Below are 17,157 nucleotides of genomic sequence, written 5' to 3'. Positions count from 1 at the left end.
ATGACGGGTGCGACCTTCCTGAGCTTCGTTTTCCGGAAGTTGCGCAACGAGCCAGCCTTCAGGTGTGTGGAAGGAATGGCGTGAGCTCGCTTTCCAGTCGCGGACGATTCAGCAATCCGAGCTTCATCGGAACATCGTAAAGTCGGCCGGGCGCGAAGCGGCGATAGAAATGTCGCAACCCCGGAACGAGCACTCTGACGACGGGCACCTGGACATCGGGCCGCGTCTGGTCGAGCACGAGGAAATCAAATCCCGCGCCGGTGGCAATCTCGATGCAGGCATTGACCTGGTCGCGCGCGTTGTCGTGAACCTTGAGGCTCGGCGCCGACGGCACGATCGGATTGTCGCTGGGGATCAGGAACGGATAATCGTCCAGTCGCAGCGGCGTGACACCGTCCAGCGTCGGCTTCTCGCCACTTCCGCCGCCCATCATGCCAATCGACATGAACTGGGTCAGTTCGGTGAGGGAACGCAGCAGGGCTATGCGGCGATCGAAATGCGAGCCGGAACCGAATTCGATATTTTCGTGTCCGTTCTGCATCCAATGGATGATCGCCACGTAAGAGGGAATACCGAGATCGCTGGTGATGTCGAGCACCCAAAGCCTGCGCCCCGCATCGGCAAGCTGGGCTTGCAGATCCCGCACATAGGGATCTTCGAATTGCGCGAGGTCGACTTCTGCACGTTGCAGCCGGTTGTACCACCAGATCGCGTAGGCGTCGCGTTCGACCAGTTCGAGGAAGCCTTGAACGATGGCTTCCTCCCGGGTGTTGCCGGCCGCGCATCCGTTGGAATCCGTGTGGAAGCCGCCATAGAAGAAGTACAAGAGGCCCGTTGGAAGATGTTTGAAACGCTTGTCCCGTAACGACCAGACCGGCGACCACTCCGTCTTGGTCGAGGGATCGAGCGGCTCAGGCACCAGATGTGAATCGTCCGGCTGCGAGGTATGTCTGTTTTGAAACTGCGCGTCGCTGAAAAGCTGTACTTCGTTGGGAAGAAGAGCGGCGCCGGGAGCGAAATCGACAAAGCGGCGCTTCGTCCTGATCTCGTCGCCCTGGAAAATGCCCGAATAGCGCTCGATCGCCTCCATCAACGCGCTGGCCTCGCCCTGCTCGGCTGTGGAGCCCTTGCCGAAGCTGCCGCCGCTCAATCCGGATCTGAGCTGGTCGACGTTCCAGGCCGGCGCCGAGAAATTGTGGTAGGCGAAAAAATTCGTGTTCATCGGCAGATCGGCCTCGATCCGCTCGAGCCGTGAGACGACGCCGGTCAGCGGACTGACGTGCTTGCGGAACCGTGCTACGGTGGCTCGCGACGTCACGGCGCGATAACCGCCGCTGGTCATGACGAGCTTTCCGCCCTCCGCGATCTCGATCGGCGCTGTCGCCCGGCGCGGACTCTGCAGCTTCCTGCTGCCGCAGGTACGACACTGCGGGCGTCGCGCGACGTAATGCTTGGCAATGACGGCACCGGTCAGGTCGAAGCTTGCGATGTGATCGCGCAGATCGGTACGAAATCCCGAGGCAATCGCTTTTGCGATTTCAACAGCAGCGAAGTGGATGCCGATTTGTCCGACGGCGTCGCCGACCAGGGGCGATACGGCGACCACCTGCGCCGCTCTGCGATCGAGAAATCCCTTGATCTCCCGATTGCGTATCATGCGATCGAACAGGCAAGTCCAGCAGGCGCTCTCGCCCGGCTTGAACACGGGTCCCACCAGCGGAAACACGCCGGACGGCTGCGCCAGCAGCCAGGGCGTCCCATCGCCAAAGCGCTTTCCGTTCAATTCGACGAGCCGCCGGTCAAGATAATCGTTCGCCAGTGTGATCGTGAGCTTGGGCGACCGCTTGGTGATCCGAACACCGAGCTTGCTCAAGGCCGCGGCAAGTTCGTTGGCGCCTTTGACATCGATGGCTTCGACCCGCACGGGGCAATCGCGGAGATTCTGTTCTGCGACCTCGGGGGGGAGGCCGAGACTCGCCCAATATCCATCGACGACGCCTGCGAACGCGTGCGGCGCGCCGCTTACGACATATCGGCGCTCCAGCAGCCGCCTGATCGCTTCCTCGATCTTGTCGGCGGGAAAATTCTTTGAGAGCTGCCGAACGATCTCTGGTGCAGCCTTACCATTTTTGCCGATCGCCGCGGCCACCGCACAATAGAGATCACCATGCAGGAAGAATTTGCGGTTCTCGGAGTAGAGGCAGACCACATCGGGAGGAATCACATAAGCGGTAAAGTTCGGCGCGAATCGCAAAATGCCCTTGCGGCTCTGCCTCGCGGTGCGGCTCTTGCCATTGACTGTCATCGGGGCGGCACGCTGATCCTGTTGCAGTCACTTCCGATCGCCGGAGCGCGGCAAACCATGGCATTGCGCGACTTGTGCGCCGCGTTCGGCCACCGGCATTCTGCGAGCAATTTGGATCACACTCGCCCACCGTCGGCAAGCTGATCAGCCAGGCGCGGCGAATGTATAACGAAAGCAAAAAATTGGCCGGGTCGTTCGGGCGCCCGGCCAATGAAATCGCGACGTGTCGACGCCCAGTCAGTGAGCGCTAGCACCAGCGGCAGCGGCCCCAGGATGCACAGCAGCCTGCGCATGAGACCAATGGCACGCCTACGCCGATCCAACCAACGCCGCAGCCGCCACATCCACCGCAACCGACACCGCAGCGGCAGCCTCTGCAGGCCCTGCATCCTCCGCAACCCCTGCAGCCTCCGCAACCTCTGGCGCCTCCGCAGCCACGGCAACCACCGCATCCCCGCGCGAGCAGCACGCGGCCTCCGACGCTTTCATCGTCGATGAGATTGAGGTGGAAGGTGGCGAGACTGACGTCGGCGAGTTCTTCCTCACTGAGCGTCGTCATATGGCCCGGCGCGAAGTTCGGCTTGTGTTGAACGTCGCCGGAGGGCACGGCGGAGGCATATGCGCTGCCCGCGAGCGAAAAAGTCAGACCGGCTAATCCCAGCGCCGGTACCGCGGCGTTGGTCGTTCGCTTCTTTCTCGAAGCTTGCTTCGCCCGCTGCATGGCCGCATCCTCCCAGTTTGGAAGAAAGGACTTCCGAAGCACGATCTTACGCCGAGCGAACGAGGCAGACAAGAATTACGGTATACACAAAATGTAATAGAGCTCGTTCTGATTGCATTCATCTTCATGAACGATATCGCGCAATTTGGTCGATTAAATCGACAATCCGCGCCCGTAGAGCGGATTGCAACGGGTGCAATTTGATGCAGTGCGCAATCGTCGGCCCGCTTGAACGGGGAAATTAGCTTGGTCGATCAACTCGGACGCTTCGCCTGGTATGAGTTGCTGACGACGGACATGCCGGCAGCAGCTGATTTTTATGGCAAGGTCATCGGCTGGGCGGTGGAAGATGCGTCGACTCCGGAATTCGCCTATACGCTGCTTACTGTAGGCGACGCCCCGGCAGTTGGACTCATGCATCTCCCGGAAGAGGGGCTGCGATTGGGAGCGAGGCCGAGATGGGTCGGCTACATCGCCGTCGATGACGTGGATGCGAAAGCGGTGCAGATCCGCCGTCGTGGGGGCGCCATTCTGGTAACGCCGACCGCCAGCAATATTGGCCGAATTTCGGTGGTCGCCGATCCGCAAGGAGCGACGTTTGCACTGGTTTCCGGGCTGACATATGGCCAACGGCAACCCAGCGGATTGGACGAGCCTGGACGCGTGGGCTGGCACGAGTTGCTGGCTGAAGACCGGAACAAGATCTTCCCGTTTTACGGCGAGCTTCTTGGCTGGCAGAAGGCTCACGCTGAAACCGGGCCGGCCGACCTGTACGAATTGTTTTCGGCGGCCGGCCAGACGATCGGCGGAATGCTCACCAAACTTCCGAGCGTATCGCAACCCTGCTGGCTCTATTACTTCAATGTCGACGACATCGGTGCGGCTGCCAAGCGCGTTGATGCTGGCGGGGGCCGGGTCCTCCAAGGTCCAATCGAGTTGCCCGACGGTTGCTGGATCTTGCGATGTGCCGATCCCCAAGGGGCTCTATTTGCGCTACAGGGAGCTTGGGATCAGAAAGGCACTGAGCGACCCTCCGCCTCGGAACTCAATTGGTCCGCCAGGTGGGGTGATGTCGCTTCGCAGGGCAAATTGGTCCTTCACAAGACCAAGCGATAGGTCGGAAACGTGTCGACCTTGTCCGCAGCAGAATTATACAGGTATTTAAATTAGGTAGATTGCGCATTTGTATTCTGAATGGTGCACCACGCTTCGCCTTTGCAGGCTTCGCGTGGCGCGGCCGCGAAGCCTGCAAGGGCGAAGCGTGTCCGGCGAAGCTCGAGCAACGCGAAAGCGAAGACGGACTGTTTACAATCACCACACCGCACTGACTCACGATCGGCAGCCGATCCTAGGCTGGCCGGCTCGACAACGCGTCGCTGTCCGAGAGCACAACCGCGGTGATCAAATTAGCAGCCATTGCGCGGACCAAGCCTGACGTCTTCGGCAGTGTCGCGGCCGCCTGACGGGACGTACCGGCCATATTTTGGCCATAGCCCGTTTCTTAAACGCCTGCGCGGGCCATGCCCCGCCTTCGTTATGCGTCGCCTGACCGATGCGGTCGCTTCGCAAGCCAATCGCAGATCATCGCTGCGCTTCCCCCCACAACATGGATGGTCTGCCAACAGCAAGAAGGACTTTGTAATGCGTAAACTTCTCGCCGCTGTGGCGGTTCTTTTGGCGTTCGCTTCAACTGCCGAAGCCCGCGGCCGTCACCATCACCATCGGCACTCTGCACATTCCGGTCGCCCAGCTGCGTGGTGCGGCTGGTTCATGCGCACCCAGGTCGGCAGCGATCCCGGTCCGCAATTCAATCTGGCCCGATCCTGGGCAAGCTACGGCACCAATGCCGGCGGCCCCTCGGTCGGCACCATCGTGGTTTGGCGTCACCACGTCGGCAAGATCGTGGGTCAGGAGAACGGCCAGTGGATCGTGCAGAGCGGCAACGACGGGCATGCCGTGCGCACGCGGCCGCGCTCGCTGGCTGGCGCCATCGCATTTCGAAATGCCTACGCTTCGTTCTAAAGCGCGATGAGATTGGGTCGAATCGTCATCGCGCTTTGGCCTCTTGTTTGAGCATGATCTTTTCGGAAGACCGCTGCGCACTTTTCCGGGTGATGCTTTAGGGAACCTCGACGCTTCAGCTGACATGCGAGCTTGCGACAGCCGGGCGGTATACGAACCGTTCATGATCGCACCTTACGCTGCAGCAGGGTTTCGCCCTGAAGCCCTCAGACGGGCGCCGTCATCTGTGTTGACCAGATGGCGGCGCCTTTTTCAGGAGCCAATTGGCTTGCCCCAGAAGTCGAAAAAAGTTGCGACGGCCGCTCAGACTGTTTCTTACTGGTCGGCCGCTTACGTCAGTCTCTGCAATGGCGTGACGGTTTTCGCTGTGACCGGCGGCGTGCTCGGGTTTCTGCTGGTCGCCAAGCACTATCTGTGAACTTCAGCGCTTTCCGAGACTCCTCAGATACGCGCAGAACATGTCGGCCATGGCGTCGGCATAGGTCGCGATCTCGGCGGGCGTTCGCGGGCTCTCGGAAAAATCTTTGCCCACCGTGCTCAGCGTCGTCGTGATCAAATCGCCGGCCATCGCGCGCACCGCGCCGGACGCTTTCGGCGATGCCGCGCGCATGAACGCTTCGACGATGCGCTCGCCCGATGCCCGTGCCGCGCGCGCCTCGGGCGCATCGCGATAGAGCGGCGCGGCGTCGCTGAGCGCGACGCGCACCGCGGCCTCCTCGCATTCGGAGCGGATGAAGGCGTGCACCAACGAACGCAGCCGATCCAATGGCGGCCGCCTGGCATCCTCGAGAATGTCACTCAGCAGGCTGGTGGTCTGCCGCCTGCGACAGGGCAATATGCGCGAGCTCGAAACCGTCGGCGACATCAAGTCGGCGATCAACATCTCCGACGATGCGCTGCTGAAGGAGATGTTCAAGGATTGGGGGACGTTTCAGACCCGGCTGGCGCAAGCCATCGAGAAGAAGTCGCCAAGCGACGTCAGGCAGACGCTCGAGCCCTGGCTGAAGCGCAACAAGGACTTCATGAAACAGCTGCTCGTCGAAACCCAGGGTAAGGTGGAGAAGCTGCGGCCGCTGGAGGCCCGCTAGAGCACAAGGAGCGCAGATCCGCTTCGGCCGGACCCTGCCGCTCAGATCATCGCAGCGACACGTTCGAGGCCAATCAGGCGCGCCAGCGAACGGACCTCGTTCTTCTGATCCTCGCGGAGCTGGAACAGCAGCGGCATCGCCGCCGACTTCAGCTGCTGGACCTCCTCGGAGTCCGGATCGATCGGCATGCTGCCGGATGCGGGATCGCCCTGGCGCTTGGCGTGGATCTTGCGGGCGACGGCGCGCAATGCGGTCTCGACCGCCGGCCAGTAATATTCCTGCGACGACGACAGCTTCAGCCGGTCCTTGATGCCGGCGATCTGGGCGTCGCTCAGCAGCGCGTAGCTCTTCTGCGGCGCCGGCTTGGCGGCTGCCTTGGACTTCGGCGGCGCCGGGGCGACCGGCGCGGGTGCGGGCTCGGCGATCTTCGGCTGAGCCGCATCGACGGGGTCGGTGATCTTCGGCAGGCCGACATCGGTCGGCTCGATGGAGGCATAGGCCTGGCGCACCGTGTCAGGCGCGCCCGGAATCGCGGCTTGGGCCCGCAACAGGAGCGGAGACGGATTGGCGGAAGGCTCAATCGGCTGGGGTGCCTCAAACGAGGCCGCGGCAAGCGTGCTGACCGCGAGCTTGTCCTGCTTGCTGGCACGGTTGGCGACCGGTCCAATGTCGGCCTGCGCCGCCGGCAGGCTGTCACGGCCCAAAATGGCTGTTACCGCGGCGCTGGCGAGGAGGAAGCATGTCAGCGCGGCGAGGGTGATGGCTCTGGTCAAAAACTACTCCATTGCCGGCCGGTGTCACCGCAAACTGCGCGCGAAATGCGGCGGTACCGTGCCGTGACGACGCCAAATAGGTGAAATTGTCCCGAAACGGCCGGAAAATCAGGCCGCGACGTCGAGCTCATAGGCCTCCTGGATATCGGCGACGATCTCATGCGCCGTCCAGAGCGCGCCGGGCTGGACCGTGTGCATGCTGACCGTCCAGTTGGTGCGGCGGGTGCGCGGCGTGCTGACAATGTCGAATTCGACCTGACGGCACAGCGGATGCCGCTGCAGGGCGTAAAACACCCGGGTCCGGAGCTCGTCGAGCGATGCCGGGGTCTTGGAGAGCGCCTCAAAGGCCATGTCGCATTCCCACAAACTGCCGGGCGACCAGCCGTGGCGACCCGTGACGCTATTGTTGGGACTGGCATGGTTAATGTCGCGTTAAGCGGATGGGCGGGATTTGAGTGCTGCTATTTCGCGAACCAGCGCGCTTTCGGGCACCGGTTGGCGCGAAGGGAACGCGTCAAAGCAGCGACGCTAGAGCCGCACCCGCGCGCTCGCCGCCTCATACTCCGCGACCGTCTGCGCCACGAGTTCGTCGACGCCGAGCACCCCGGTCACCCCTGAGGTGGAATGACCGCCGCTCCAGATATCGCGCCAGCGTTTGGGGCGGCTTTCGCGGGCGCCGATGTCGATGTCCTTGCCGATGTCGATCGCGCCGCGTGCCGGCAGGTCGTCGGGATCGAGACCAGCGGCCTCGATCGAGGGCCGCAGCATGTTGGTCTGCAGGCCGGTGAACGCCGTCGTGAGCATGACGTCGTCGGCGGTGGAAGAGACCAGCATCTGCTTGTACCTGCCGTCCGCCATGCTCTCGCGCGTCGCGATGAACTTGGTGCCCATATAGGCGAGGTCGCAGCCGAGCGCCTCTGCGGCGCGGAGCGCGTGGCCGTCGCTGATGCCGCCGGCAAGCACGATCGGTCCATCGAAGAAGCCGCGCACAGCGCGGACGAACACGAACGGATTGAGCCAGCCGGTCTGGCCGCCCGCACCCGCAGTGAGCAGCACGAGCCCGTCGGCGCCGGCTGCTGCCGCGCGCTCGGCATGGCGGATCGAGGCGACATCGGCGAACACCAGCGCGCCGGCATCGTGCAGAGGGCCAAGCACCGGCGCGGGCGAGCCGACCGAGGTGATCACAAGCTCGGGCTTGTGCCGCAGCAGCACGGCGAGATCCTGGGCCAGCCGTGTGTTGGAGCGATGCACGATCAGGTTCGGGCAAATCGGCGCGGCTGCTTGGCCGCTGGCATCGGCATGCGCCTGCAGGCGGCGCGCGATGTCGCCGAGCCAGGCATCGAGCTGTTCCGTCTCACGGCAATTCACCGTCGGAAACGAACCGATCACGCCGTTGCGGCAGGCGGCTACCACCAGCTCGACACCGGAGACCAGGAACATCGGTGCTGCAATCAGCGGCAACCGGAGGCGATCGCGGAAACGCGCGAGAAGATCGGCGGACAAGTTGTTTCTTCCCATCATCATTGTGTTAGCGTTGCCGCCAACATTGGCACGACAAAAGCCAAAGACAAAGGCGGGAGGGACAACGAGATGAGCAATCCGCTCTATGCATTTCCGGCGGTGTGCGAACAGACCTTGCGGGCACTGGCGCGCTATCCATCGCGCACCGCCTTCGCATGGCCGGGCGGCTCGCTCAGCTATCAGGGCGCGACCGACCTGATCGGACGAATGCAGAGCGTGTTCATGCGGCTCGGCTTTGCGCCCGGCACCCGCGTCGCGCTGCTCACCGCCAACCGCGCCGACAGTTGGTGCGCCGGCGTCGCCGCGCAATTGTCACGGCTCGCGATCACCTGGCTGCATCCGCTGGGCTCGCTCGACGACCAACTGTTCCAGATCGAGGATTCCGAAGCGCAGATGCTGATCGTCGACGGCATCACGTTTCGCGATCGCGGCGGCGAACTCACGGCGAAGGCGCAGGGCCTGAAGACCGTGTTCACGCTCGGCCCGGCGGATTACGGCGCCGACCTGTTGCAGGTGGCCGAGGACGCCGGCAGCGCAAGCGCGAAGAATTTCGCCCGCGCCGACGACATCTCGACCTTGAACTACACCGGCGGCACGACCGGCAAATCCAAGGGCGCGCTGCGCTATCACCGCGAATATGGCGGCTTCGCCGCCGCGATCCTCGCCGATTTCGAGATCCCGGAGACGCCGCGCTACCTCACCGTGGCCCCCATCAGCCATGTCGCCGGCACCAAGGTGCTGCCGACCCTGATGCGCGGCGGCACCGTGCACATGCTGAAAGGGTTCGATCCGGAGGCCGTGTTCACGACCATCGCACGCGAGAGGATCAACTTCACGCTGTTCGTGCCGACCATGATCTATGTGATGCTGGATCATCCCGCGCTCGACAAGACCGACCTCTCCTCGCTCGAACTCCTGCTCTACGGCGCGTCCGCGATGTCGCCGAGCCGGCTGGTCGAAGGCATCGAGCGGATCGGCCCGGTGTTCTCGCAGCTTTATGGCCAGACCGAATGCTATCCGGTCTCGGTGCTGCGCAAGGCGGATCATGACCCGAAGACACCGGACCTGTTCCTGTCCTGCGGCTTCCCGATCGCCGCCTGCCAGGTCAAGATCCTCGATCAGGACGACGAGGAGGTCGCGACCGGCGAGGCCGGCGAGATCTGCGTGCGCGCCACGCATGTGATGGCCGAATACTGGAAACGGCCCGACATCACGGCGGAGACGCTGAAGAGCGGCTGGCTGCACACCGGCGACATCGCGCGCATGGACGAGCGCGGCTACATGTTCATCCTCGACCGCAAGAAGGACATGATCGTCTCCGGCGGCTTCAACATTTTTCCGCGCGAAGTCGAAGATGTCTTGTCACAACATGCCGACGTCGCGATGGTCGCCGTGGTCGGCGTGCCCGACGACAAATGGGGCGAGGCCGTCACCGCCGTCGTGGTCGCGCGCGAGGGCGCTGTGCCCGACGCCGACGAGCTGATCGGACTGGTGAAGGCGAAGAAGGGCTCGGCGCACGCGCCGAAGCAGATCCAGTTCGTCAAGGAACTGCCGATGACCGGCGTCGGCAAGGTCGACAAGAAGGTGCTGAAGGCGCGCTTCTGGACCGGCCGCGACCGCATGGTGGGGTAGGATGCTCGCACGACGATTGCTGGTCCCGTCATCCTGAGAGGTTGTGACGCTTTTGCTCCGCCGTCATTGCGAGGAGCGAAGCGACGAAGCAATCCATCTCTCCGACCTGCCGGGCTATGGATTGCTTCGCTTCGCTCGCAATGACGCGGATGGAGCTGTGCGCACCGTCACCCTGAGGCGCGAGCGGAGCGAGCCTCGAAGGATGCACGGCCCCGATGTTTCAGCTTGCGCTATCTCCGCTTGCGGCAGCAGCCGGGCCGGCGCCCTTCGAGACGCCGCTTCGCGGCTCCTCAGGGTGACGGGGACAGAGTGGAAGGCGTGGCGAGACTGTCGGCGCTGGCGGCAGCAGCTTGCTGACCGGTGCCCTGCCCGAGCAACTGATCGAGCCGGTCGCGCAGCTGATCCTGGTGGTAGGGCTTGGCCAGCCGCGGCAGGTCGACCTGGGTGCCGTCGGGCAGTTCGGCATAGCCGGTGGCGAGCAGCACCAGAAGCTGCGGCCGCACCTTGCGCGCAGCGGCGGCGAGTTCGATGCCGGTCATGCCGGGCATCACGTGATCGGTCATCATCAGGTCGATCTCCTGGTCGCTCCTGAGGATTTCGAGCGCCTGCGGTCCGGAATTGACGCCGATCACGCGGTGACCGAGGTCCTCCAGCATTTCCATGGTGGACATCGCGATCAACGGATCATCGTCAACCAGCAGGATCACCGCCGAGCGCTTGACCGTTTGCGCTGCAGGCGCCGGGCTCTCGACTTCAGGCACCGCCGTTGCAACCGGCAGCACCAGTGCAGCCGTGGTGCCCTTGCCGACCGCGCTCGACAGCTCCAGCTCGCCGCCGAGCTGCACGGCGAGCCCATGCACCATCGACAGGCCGAGCCCGGTGCCCTTGCCCACCGGCTTCGACGAGAAGAACGGCTCGATCGCGCGCTTCAGCACGTCCGGCGACATGCCGGTGCCGCTGTCGATCACCGAGAGCTTCAAATAGTCGCCAGGCTGCAGCGCCGGATCATTCTTCGCCTGCCAGGTCGCGAGGCGGATCTCGATCACGCCGCCATCCGGCATCGCGTCGCGCGCATTGATCGCAAGGTTGAGGACCGCAAGCTCAAGCTGGTTGCTGTCGACGCAGGCGAGCGGCAGCCCCTCGGGAATGTCGAGCCGCAACATGATGCGCGGTCCGAGCGAGCGCTCGAGCAGATTGCTCATATCGCGCACCAGCGCGCCGAGATCGACCGGCACCGCGCGCAGATCCTGCTGCCGCGCGAATGCCAGCAGCCGCTGCGTCAACGACGCGCCGCGCTCGGCGCCCTGCAATGCGCCGTCGACCAGCCGACGCAGGCGTGGGTCCTCCGGCAAGCGCTTGCGCAGCAGATCGAGATTGCCCATCACCGCCATCAGCAGATTGTTGAAGTCGTGCGCGACGCCGCCGGTGAGCTGGCCGATCGCCTCCATCTTCTGGGCATGGCGGAGCTGTTCCTGCGCCCGCTCGCGCGCCGCGACCTCCTTCATCAGGTCGGCGGTGCGCTGCTCGACCCGCTGCTCCAGCGTCGCGGTGAGTTCGGCGAGTGCGGTGCGCTCGGCGGCAAGCTGCGCCAGCAATGCCTCGCGCTCGATCTCCGCGGTCTTGCGTGCGCTGATGTCGGAGCAAACGCCGACCAGCGAGCGGATGCCGCCGTCGGGCCGACGCACCGCACGCGCGCGCACGTCAACCCAGTGCTCGGTGCCGTCGGGCCAGATGTTGCGGTATTCGATCTGATAATCCGAGCCGGTGCGCAACGTTTGTTCGACGATCTCGCTCCGGCGCGCGCGGTCGTCGGGATGCACCGCGGCCAGGAGATCCTGATAGGTGAAGGGATCGCCCGGCCTGCGCCCGAAATATGTCTTGCAGGTCGGCGACGCCTCGAGCTCGAAATCCGGCAGATGAAGCTCGAGCGCGCCGAGATGACCGGCATTGAGCGCGGTCTGCAGCAGCCCTTCGCTCTCGGTCAGATCCTCGAGGATTTGACGGGTCTGGTATTGGCGGCGACGGCCGCGCACCGTCGCGGCGACCAGGCTTACCAGCGTGGTCGGATGAAACGGCCGCTCGATGAAGGTAACATTGCCGAGCGCCCGGCCGAGCCGCGCTGCTTCCGGATTGCGCTCGGGTCCCCCCTTCTCGCTGATCAGCACGATAGGAAAGTCCGACCATGACGGCTGCTCGTTCAGCCAGTGCGTCAGGCCGGCGAGATCGGCGGCCCTGATCACCTCGTCGGCAATGATGGCAAGGCCCGCCCCCGCTTGCGATCTGGCGTTCGAGCTCGGCGAGATCACCGCAGATGTTGGCGTAATAGCCGGCTTCCTTGATCAGGTGGGCAGTCTTGACGGCGTCCCGCTCGCTCGCGGCGAGGATGACCGCGCGTTCCGAGGACGGACCAGGCTTCATCGCGTCTGTCCCTGCGGCGGCCGGGCGTCGACACCGTCCGGCACATCACACAACCGCCGGACGGCCATGGCCACGATGCCGGCGGCGGGATCAATACGCATCATGGGACCCCCTAACGGGAGCGAAACTCGCACCTGCCGCCAACCGTTCCCGGGAAGCCGAGTTATTTTTGCCGCAGGGGCAGTCGCTTGGCGTTCCTGCACCGCGAATTGGTGAAACAACCCCATGCACTGTAGACGTGGCTGGACGTAGCCGTCCCCAAAGCGACCTCCCTTTTCAAGGGAGGTCGAAGAAACATAGCCCGAGCTAGCGCCGCTCGATGACCAGGCTCTGGACCGCCTGGCCGAAATAGCCGCGCTGATCGGCGAGCCGCGACATTGCAAGCCCGGCGCCGTCAGGGCCGATCCAGGACTGGCCGTCGAGCAGGATCCAGTCGCCGACCGGCTCGCGCGCCAGGCTCACCGAGAGATCAGCGTTGATGAAGGTCCATTGGCTGAAATCGAGCGCCGGCGAGGTGCCGTTGGAGAAGTCCGAGGCAACCACTGCCCGCATCGCCTGCGAGACGGCGGCGCCCGCAATCAGCGGGCGGTCAACGCGGAACCAGATCGCACCAGGTCCCATCACGCCGAAGCGGCCGCGCGCGGCCCGCATCGAGATGCACTTCACGAACGGACTGTTCGCAAGGTTGCCCGGCTCGATCATACTTTCGTCGGGCCCCGGCAGATCGACCGCAAGCGGGGCGATGTCAGGCGGCAATTCGGCGGTCTGTTGCTTGATCTTGAGCACCGTGGCCGAAACCACGAGAACGCCGTCGGCAAGCAGCCTGACGCCACAGAGCTGGATCTTGCGGCCGTCGCGCAGGACCTCGCTCTGCACGGTCAGCGGCGCCACCGGCACCGGGCGCATCAGGTCGATGGTGACGCGCGCGATCCGCATCGGCACCGGCGTCGGAAGGGCTTCGGCCGCCCACACCACCAGCGCTGCCGGTGCGGAGCCGTGCTGCATCCGCGGATCCCACGGACCCGCGGCGTCAGGACTGGTGACGACGCGGTCGCCGTCAACGCGAAAGATCGGCTCCATCAGGCGAGCGCCGGATCGACCGCGTCTTCATACTCTTTCCTGAACCGGGCGATCAGCTCGGCTGCGGGCACCACCTTGGAGATGCTGCCGACGCCCTGGCCCGAGCCCCAGATCTCCTTCCAGGCCTTCGGCTTGGCGCGCTCGCCGGATGCATCGGTGCCGAAGCTCATCTTCGAGGGATCGGAGGTCGGCAGGTTTTCCGGATCCATGCCGGCCGCGACGATCGACGGCTTCAGATAATTGCCGTGCACGCCGGTGAACAGGTTGGAGTAGACGATGTCCTCGGCGGACGAATTGGTGATCATGTCCTTGTAGCCCTCGACCGCGTTTGCCTCTTTGGTCGCGATGAAGGCCGAGCCGATATAGGCGAAGTCGGCACCGATGATGCGCGCGGCGCGGATGGCGCGGCCGTTGGAGATGGTGCCCGACAGCGCGATCGGCCCGTCGAACCATTGCCGCGTCTCCGACACGAACGGGAACGGCGACAGCGTGCCGGCGTGACCGCCGGCGCCGGCCGCGACCAGGATCAGGCCGTCGGCGCCCTTCTCGATCGCCTTGTGCGCGAACTTCTGGTTGATCACGTCGTGGAAGACGATGCCGCCCCAGCCGTGGACGGCCTGGTTGAGCTCCTCGCGCGCGCCGAGCGAGGAGATGATCATCGGCACCTTGTGCTTCTCGCAAAGCGCCATGTCGTGATCGAGCCGGTTGTTCGACTTGTGCACGATCTGGTTCACCGCGAACGGCGCCGACGGCCGCTCCGGATGCGCCTTGTCATAGGCGGCGAGCTCTTCCTTGATCCGGTACAGCCATTCGTCGAGCAGCTCCGGCGGCCGCGCGTTCAACGCCGGAAACGAGCCGACCACGCCGGCCTTGCACTGCGCGATAACGAGGTCGGGCACGGAGATGATGAACAGCGGCGCCCCGATCACGGGAAGAGACAGGCGGCCCTTGAACAGAGCAGGCATGGACATTTGAAGCGGATCCTCAAGCGTTGGTCGTTGGTTGATCTCGAATGCTGACCGTCATACCAACAAGGCAATCTTTCCAGTGTCAAGTATTGCGTTTTGGCGCTGCAAAAAGGATGACAAATCCTCATCCTGAAACCGTGTTTTCGCGGGCGCCTGGCATCCCAGACGCAAAGCCTGGCCGTCGCTATTGGCAGACCGCCCGTGCCACGAAATTTTCCGTCCTGCAGTCGTTCGGGCCGCGCTTGTGGCCCGGCAGATAGACCAGCGGCGAGCATTTCTCGGAGGCGTCGGTATCGATGCCCTTGCCTTCCCGAAACCCCTTGCTCTGGCACAGCCGGTCGGCGCCGATCTTGCAGTCCGGCGCACCATTCGAGGCCACCACGCAGGCCGCGCGTCCGGTCACCACCGTCGAGGGGCGCGCGATGTTCGACAAATCGTTGATGGTCTCGCCGGGGCCCTTCAGCGGCGGCAGCGCCGACTTCGACTTCTCGAACAGCTTTCCGATTTCATTGATCAGCCCGGGATTCTCGCGCTCGACCGGCGCGGGCGGCAGCTCGATCTGTTGCTGCTGCGAAGGCGCGACCGGCTGCTGCGCCGGCGACTGCACGCCAAGCGCCGGCGGTACTGTCTGGGCCCAGCTGTGGTCGAGGGTCGTCAGCGACAGCGCAAGACCCGACAGCACACGACCCGACAGCGCAATGCGCGCCCTTGCACGCGTGGGCCTGACGAGCGTGAGCCCGGCAGGATCGAGCAGGTCCGCGATTCCATCAGCCATCGCGCTGAGCGTAACCCGAAGCCGCGCGCAGGCAAAGCCGCAAGCGGTCGGTCGCTAGTGTCCCGAATCCGAAGTTCGCATCATTTGCCGCACCTTCGGAGCGAACTTCGGATTCGATAAGGACACTAGCAAACTTATGATTCTAGTGTGCTTTATGAATGCGAAGTTCGTGAAAGTGGCTGCCGCGAAATCGCACGAACTTCGCATTCAGCACACTAGATCAGCTTGAATGCGACAACAAAGCCCAGCACCAGCACGATCGCGCCGATCGCGACCCACAGGCCGAGCCGCTTCTCGAGCTCGGCGCGGATGAAATCGCCATAGCGGTTGAGCAGCACCGCGACGAAGAAGAAGCGGCCGCCACGCGCGACGATCGAGCACAGGATGAACAGCCAGATGTTGTAGCCGGCAAAGCCTGATGTGATCGTCACGAGCTTGTAGGGGATCGGTGTCAGTCCCTTCAGCAGGATGATCACGGCGCCCCATTCGGCGTAGGAGGCGCGGAACGCGTCGACCTTGTCGGAGAGGCCGTAGAGATGGATCAGCCACTGCCCGAGCGAGTCGTAGAGCAGTGCGCCGATCGCATAACCGAGCACGCCGCCGGCAACTGACGCTGCCGTGCAGACCGCGGCGAACCACCACGCCCGCTTCGGCCGCGCCAGCGACATCGGCAGCAGCATGATGTCAGGAGGGATCGGGAAGAAGGAGCTCTCAGCGAAGGCGACGGCCGCGAGAATCCACAGCGCATAGGGCTTGTCGGCCGCGTCAACGCACCAGTCGTAAATCCGTTTCAACATGGGCGCGATGAACCATCATGGAGCGGATTTGTCCATGCCGGGATTGAGCTGAATCTGGTTGATTTACGGCTACCGTTTGCGCAGCCGGTTCTCCAGCGCGACAATTCGGCGCCGAACCACCGGGACCGGCGCGGGTTTGGGCAGTTTGACCGGCGACTTCGGCAGCTTCTCGGCGATCCCGAGCAGCCGCTCGCGCCGCTCCATCTCGCGCCAGACATCCTCCGGCTTCACGCCAGCCGACGCCCAGAGAACGGCGAGATTGTAGAACAGGTCGGCGCTTTCGCGAATGACGGCATCCGACTTGCCGCTGACGGCGTCGATCACCACTTCGATCGCTTCCTCGGCGAGCTTCTTGGCCATCTTGGCCGGGCCGCGCTGGAACAGCCGTGCCGTGCGCGACGTAGCCGGATCAAGATCCTTGGCCGCGATCACCGCCTGGTAAAGCCGCTCGATCGAATCACTCATGCTTCGAGCCTAATCGAAACGCGTCGCCAGCGTGTTAACGGCGACGACGAAAAAATCCACCGGCCCTCGGCCGGTGGATTCAATCCTTTGTGACAGTTCTGAGAACCGCCGACGGCCGTCAGTACGGCTGATACGGCAGTTGCGACCGGCGCCCGTAATAGCCGCGGTAACCATAGTACGGTCCGCCGCCGTAATAGACCGGGCCGCCACCATAGTAGACGGGACCACCGTAGTAGCCCGGGCCACCATAGTAGCCGTAGGAGTCGTAATAGTCGCGGCGGCTCTGGGCTGCGGCGATCGCGAGACCCGTGCCGACGATCCCGGCGAACGCAGCCGCGGCCGCTGCGCCACCGCCGCCATAGTAGCGACGGCGGGCACTGATGTCGGTCGCGCCGCTCGTGCCTTGTGACGTCGTCACAGCGGTCGCCTTACCTGCCGAAGCAGAGCCTGCGAACGCCATCGTCGGCTCGACGGCCGTCAACGCCACCGCGGCAACCGTTGCCAATGTGGCTGCGCGGCCAATGGACGAAAAAACACCTTTTCGCGCAAACATTGCAGTCATCCTTTGTGGAAGCCGGCCCGACGGGCCTTG

Annotated in this window: 16 protein-coding genes and 1 pseudogene; 5 read left to right on the top strand and 12 right to left on the bottom strand. The window is 64.0% G+C overall.

Going from position 1 to position 17,157, the window contains the following annotated elements:
• Positions 1-58: 58 nt before the first annotated feature.
• Positions 59-2,305, bottom strand: coding sequence for a TOMM precursor leader peptide-binding protein (locus ACVIHF_RS39740; RefSeq protein ID WP_456793635.1), 2,247 nt, complete (start codon positions 2,303-2,305; stop codon positions 59-61).
• Positions 2,306-3,272: 967 nt separating this feature from the next.
• Here ACVIHF_RS39740 and ACVIHF_RS39735 point away from each other — a divergent pair.
• The 3 genes from ACVIHF_RS39735 (at position 3,273) to ACVIHF_RS39725 (ending at position 5,466) form a co-directional block, all read left to right on the top strand.
• A complete protein-coding gene (locus tag ACVIHF_RS39735) occupies positions 3,273-4,142 on the top strand; it encodes a VOC family protein (protein ID WP_456793634.1) in 870 nt (289 codons plus the stop codon).
• 654 nt (positions 4,143-4,796) lie between these two features.
• Positions 4,797-5,048 (top strand): C40 family peptidase, encoded by a 252-nt coding sequence (locus tag ACVIHF_RS39730; RefSeq protein ID WP_057016389.1) that lies wholly within the window; start codon positions 4,797-4,799, stop codon positions 5,046-5,048.
• 163 nt (positions 5,049-5,211) lie between these two features.
• Positions 5,212-5,466 (top strand): hypothetical protein, encoded by a 255-nt coding sequence (locus ACVIHF_RS39725; protein ID WP_141340215.1) that lies wholly within the window; start codon positions 5,212-5,214, stop codon positions 5,464-5,466.
• A gap of 3 nt (positions 5,467-5,469) precedes the next feature.
• Here the strand turns inward: ACVIHF_RS39725 and ACVIHF_RS39720 are convergent.
• Positions 5,470-5,868: pseudogene (locus tag ACVIHF_RS39720) on the bottom strand (TetR/AcrR family transcriptional regulator); the annotation flags it as partial.
• Between ACVIHF_RS39720 and ACVIHF_RS39715 the strand changes: the two are divergent.
• A complete protein-coding gene (locus ACVIHF_RS39715) occupies positions 5,840-6,136 on the top strand; it encodes a hypothetical protein (protein ID WP_253610078.1) in 297 nt (98 codons plus the stop codon). The pseudogene ACVIHF_RS39720 and the gene ACVIHF_RS39715 sit on opposite strands and share 29 nt — an antisense overlap.
• Before the next feature lie 41 nt (positions 6,137-6,177).
• On the opposite strand, the gene ACVIHF_RS39710 is transcribed toward ACVIHF_RS39715, so the two are convergent.
• From ACVIHF_RS39710 to ACVIHF_RS39700, 3 genes are all read right to left on the bottom strand, one after another.
• A complete protein-coding gene (locus ACVIHF_RS39710) occupies positions 6,178-6,909 on the bottom strand; it encodes a hypothetical protein (RefSeq protein WP_310882951.1) in 732 nt (243 codons plus the stop codon).
• A gap of 108 nt (positions 6,910-7,017) precedes the next feature.
• Positions 7,018-7,260, bottom strand: a complete 243-nt coding sequence (locus ACVIHF_RS39705; protein WP_076825188.1) for a hypothetical protein — start codon at positions 7,258-7,260, stop codon at positions 7,018-7,020.
• 177 nt (positions 7,261-7,437) lie between these two features.
• Positions 7,438-8,433 (bottom strand): NAD(P)H-dependent flavin oxidoreductase, encoded by a 996-nt coding sequence (locus tag ACVIHF_RS39700; protein WP_375166781.1) that lies wholly within the window; start codon positions 8,431-8,433, stop codon positions 7,438-7,440.
• Positions 8,434-8,499: 66 nt separating this feature from the next.
• On the opposite strand from ACVIHF_RS39700, the gene ACVIHF_RS39695 reads away from it, so the two are divergent.
• Positions 8,500-10,062 carry an AMP-binding protein gene (locus ACVIHF_RS39695; RefSeq protein ID WP_310882949.1) on the top strand — a complete coding sequence of 521 codons (1,563 nt, stop codon included), beginning with the start codon at positions 8,500-8,502 and terminating at the stop codon, positions 10,060-10,062.
• A gap of 290 nt (positions 10,063-10,352) precedes the next feature.
• Here the strand turns inward: ACVIHF_RS39695 and ACVIHF_RS39690 are convergent, their stop codons facing one another.
• The 7 genes from ACVIHF_RS39690 to ACVIHF_RS39660 form a co-directional block, all read right to left on the bottom strand.
• Complete coding sequence (locus ACVIHF_RS39690; RefSeq protein WP_456793633.1) at positions 10,353-12,368, bottom strand: ATP-binding protein; 2,016 nt, start codon at positions 12,366-12,368, stop codon at positions 10,353-10,355.
• A gap of 418 nt (positions 12,369-12,786) precedes the next feature.
• On the bottom strand, positions 12,787-13,560 hold the full coding sequence (locus ACVIHF_RS39685) for a thioesterase family protein (protein ID WP_310882947.1): 774 nt from the start codon (positions 13,558-13,560) through the stop codon (positions 12,787-12,789).
• Entirely contained in the window at positions 13,560-14,531 is a 972-nt protein-coding gene (locus ACVIHF_RS39680) for an NAD(P)H-dependent flavin oxidoreductase (RefSeq protein ID WP_283064901.1), read from the bottom strand. Before ACVIHF_RS39680 ends, ACVIHF_RS39685 begins: the two co-directional genes overlap by 1 nt.
• A gap of 181 nt (positions 14,532-14,712) precedes the next feature.
• Positions 14,713-15,303: a hypothetical protein gene (locus ACVIHF_RS39675; protein ID WP_456793632.1), complete on the bottom strand. Its 591-nt coding sequence runs from the start codon at positions 15,301-15,303 to the stop codon at positions 14,713-14,715.
• A gap of 215 nt (positions 15,304-15,518) precedes the next feature.
• Positions 15,519-16,100 (bottom strand): YqaA family protein, encoded by a 582-nt coding sequence (locus tag ACVIHF_RS39670; protein WP_092087930.1) that lies wholly within the window; start codon positions 16,098-16,100, stop codon positions 15,519-15,521.
• Positions 16,101-16,169: 69 nt separating this feature from the next.
• Positions 16,170-16,565, bottom strand: coding sequence for a phosphoribosyl-ATP diphosphatase (gene hisE, locus ACVIHF_RS39665; RefSeq protein ID WP_028342591.1), 396 nt, complete (start codon positions 16,563-16,565; stop codon positions 16,170-16,172).
• 118 nt (positions 16,566-16,683) lie between these two features.
• Positions 16,684-17,118, bottom strand: a complete 435-nt coding sequence (locus ACVIHF_RS39660; RefSeq protein WP_026192198.1) for a hypothetical protein — start codon at positions 17,116-17,118, stop codon at positions 16,684-16,686.
• Positions 17,119-17,157 lie beyond the last annotated feature (39 nt).

It is taken from the genome of Bradyrhizobium sp. USDA 4506 (assembly GCF_054058795.1).
Note: the sequence above shows the minus strand (reverse complement) of the source record. Positions and strands in the feature narration are given on the sequence as shown.

Coding starts and splice junctions, on each gene's coding strand:
- ACVIHF_RS39740 (WP_456793635.1), bottom strand. CDS start 2,305: ATGACAGTCAATGGCAAGAGCCGCACCGCGAGGCAGAGCCGCAAGGGC.
- ACVIHF_RS39730 (WP_057016389.1), top strand. CDS start 4,797: ATGCGCACCCAGGTCGGCAGCGATCCCGGTCCGCAATTCAATCTGGCC.
- ACVIHF_RS39725 (WP_141340215.1), top strand. CDS start 5,212: ATGATCGCACCTTACGCTGCAGCAGGGTTTCGCCCTGAAGCCCTCAGA.
- ACVIHF_RS39715 (WP_253610078.1), top strand. CDS start 5,840: ATGTCACTCAGCAGGCTGGTGGTCTGCCGCCTGCGACAGGGCAATATG.
- ACVIHF_RS39705 (WP_076825188.1), bottom strand. CDS start 7,260: ATGGCCTTTGAGGCGCTCTCCAAGACCCCGGCATCGCTCGACGAGCTC.
- ACVIHF_RS39700 (WP_375166781.1), bottom strand. CDS start 8,433: ATGATGATGGGAAGAAACAACTTGTCCGCCGATCTTCTCGCGCGTTTC.
- ACVIHF_RS39695 (WP_310882949.1), top strand. CDS start 8,500: ATGAGCAATCCGCTCTATGCATTTCCGGCGGTGTGCGAACAGACCTTG.
- ACVIHF_RS39685 (WP_310882947.1), bottom strand. CDS start 13,560: ATGGAGCCGATCTTTCGCGTTGACGGCGACCGCGTCGTCACCAGTCCT.
- ACVIHF_RS39680 (WP_283064901.1), bottom strand. CDS start 14,531: ATGTCCATGCCTGCTCTGTTCAAGGGCCGCCTGTCTCTTCCCGTGATC.
- ACVIHF_RS39675 (WP_456793632.1), bottom strand. CDS start 15,303: ATGGCTGATGGAATCGCGGACCTGCTCGATCCTGCCGGGCTCACGCTC.
- ACVIHF_RS39670 (WP_092087930.1), bottom strand. CDS start 16,100: ATGTTGAAACGGATTTACGACTGGTGCGTTGACGCGGCCGACAAGCCC.
- hisE (WP_028342591.1), bottom strand. CDS start 16,565: ATGAGTGATTCGATCGAGCGGCTTTACCAGGCGGTGATCGCGGCCAAG.
- ACVIHF_RS39660 (WP_026192198.1), bottom strand. CDS start 17,118: ATGTTTGCGCGAAAAGGTGTTTTTTCGTCCATTGGCCGCGCAGCCACA.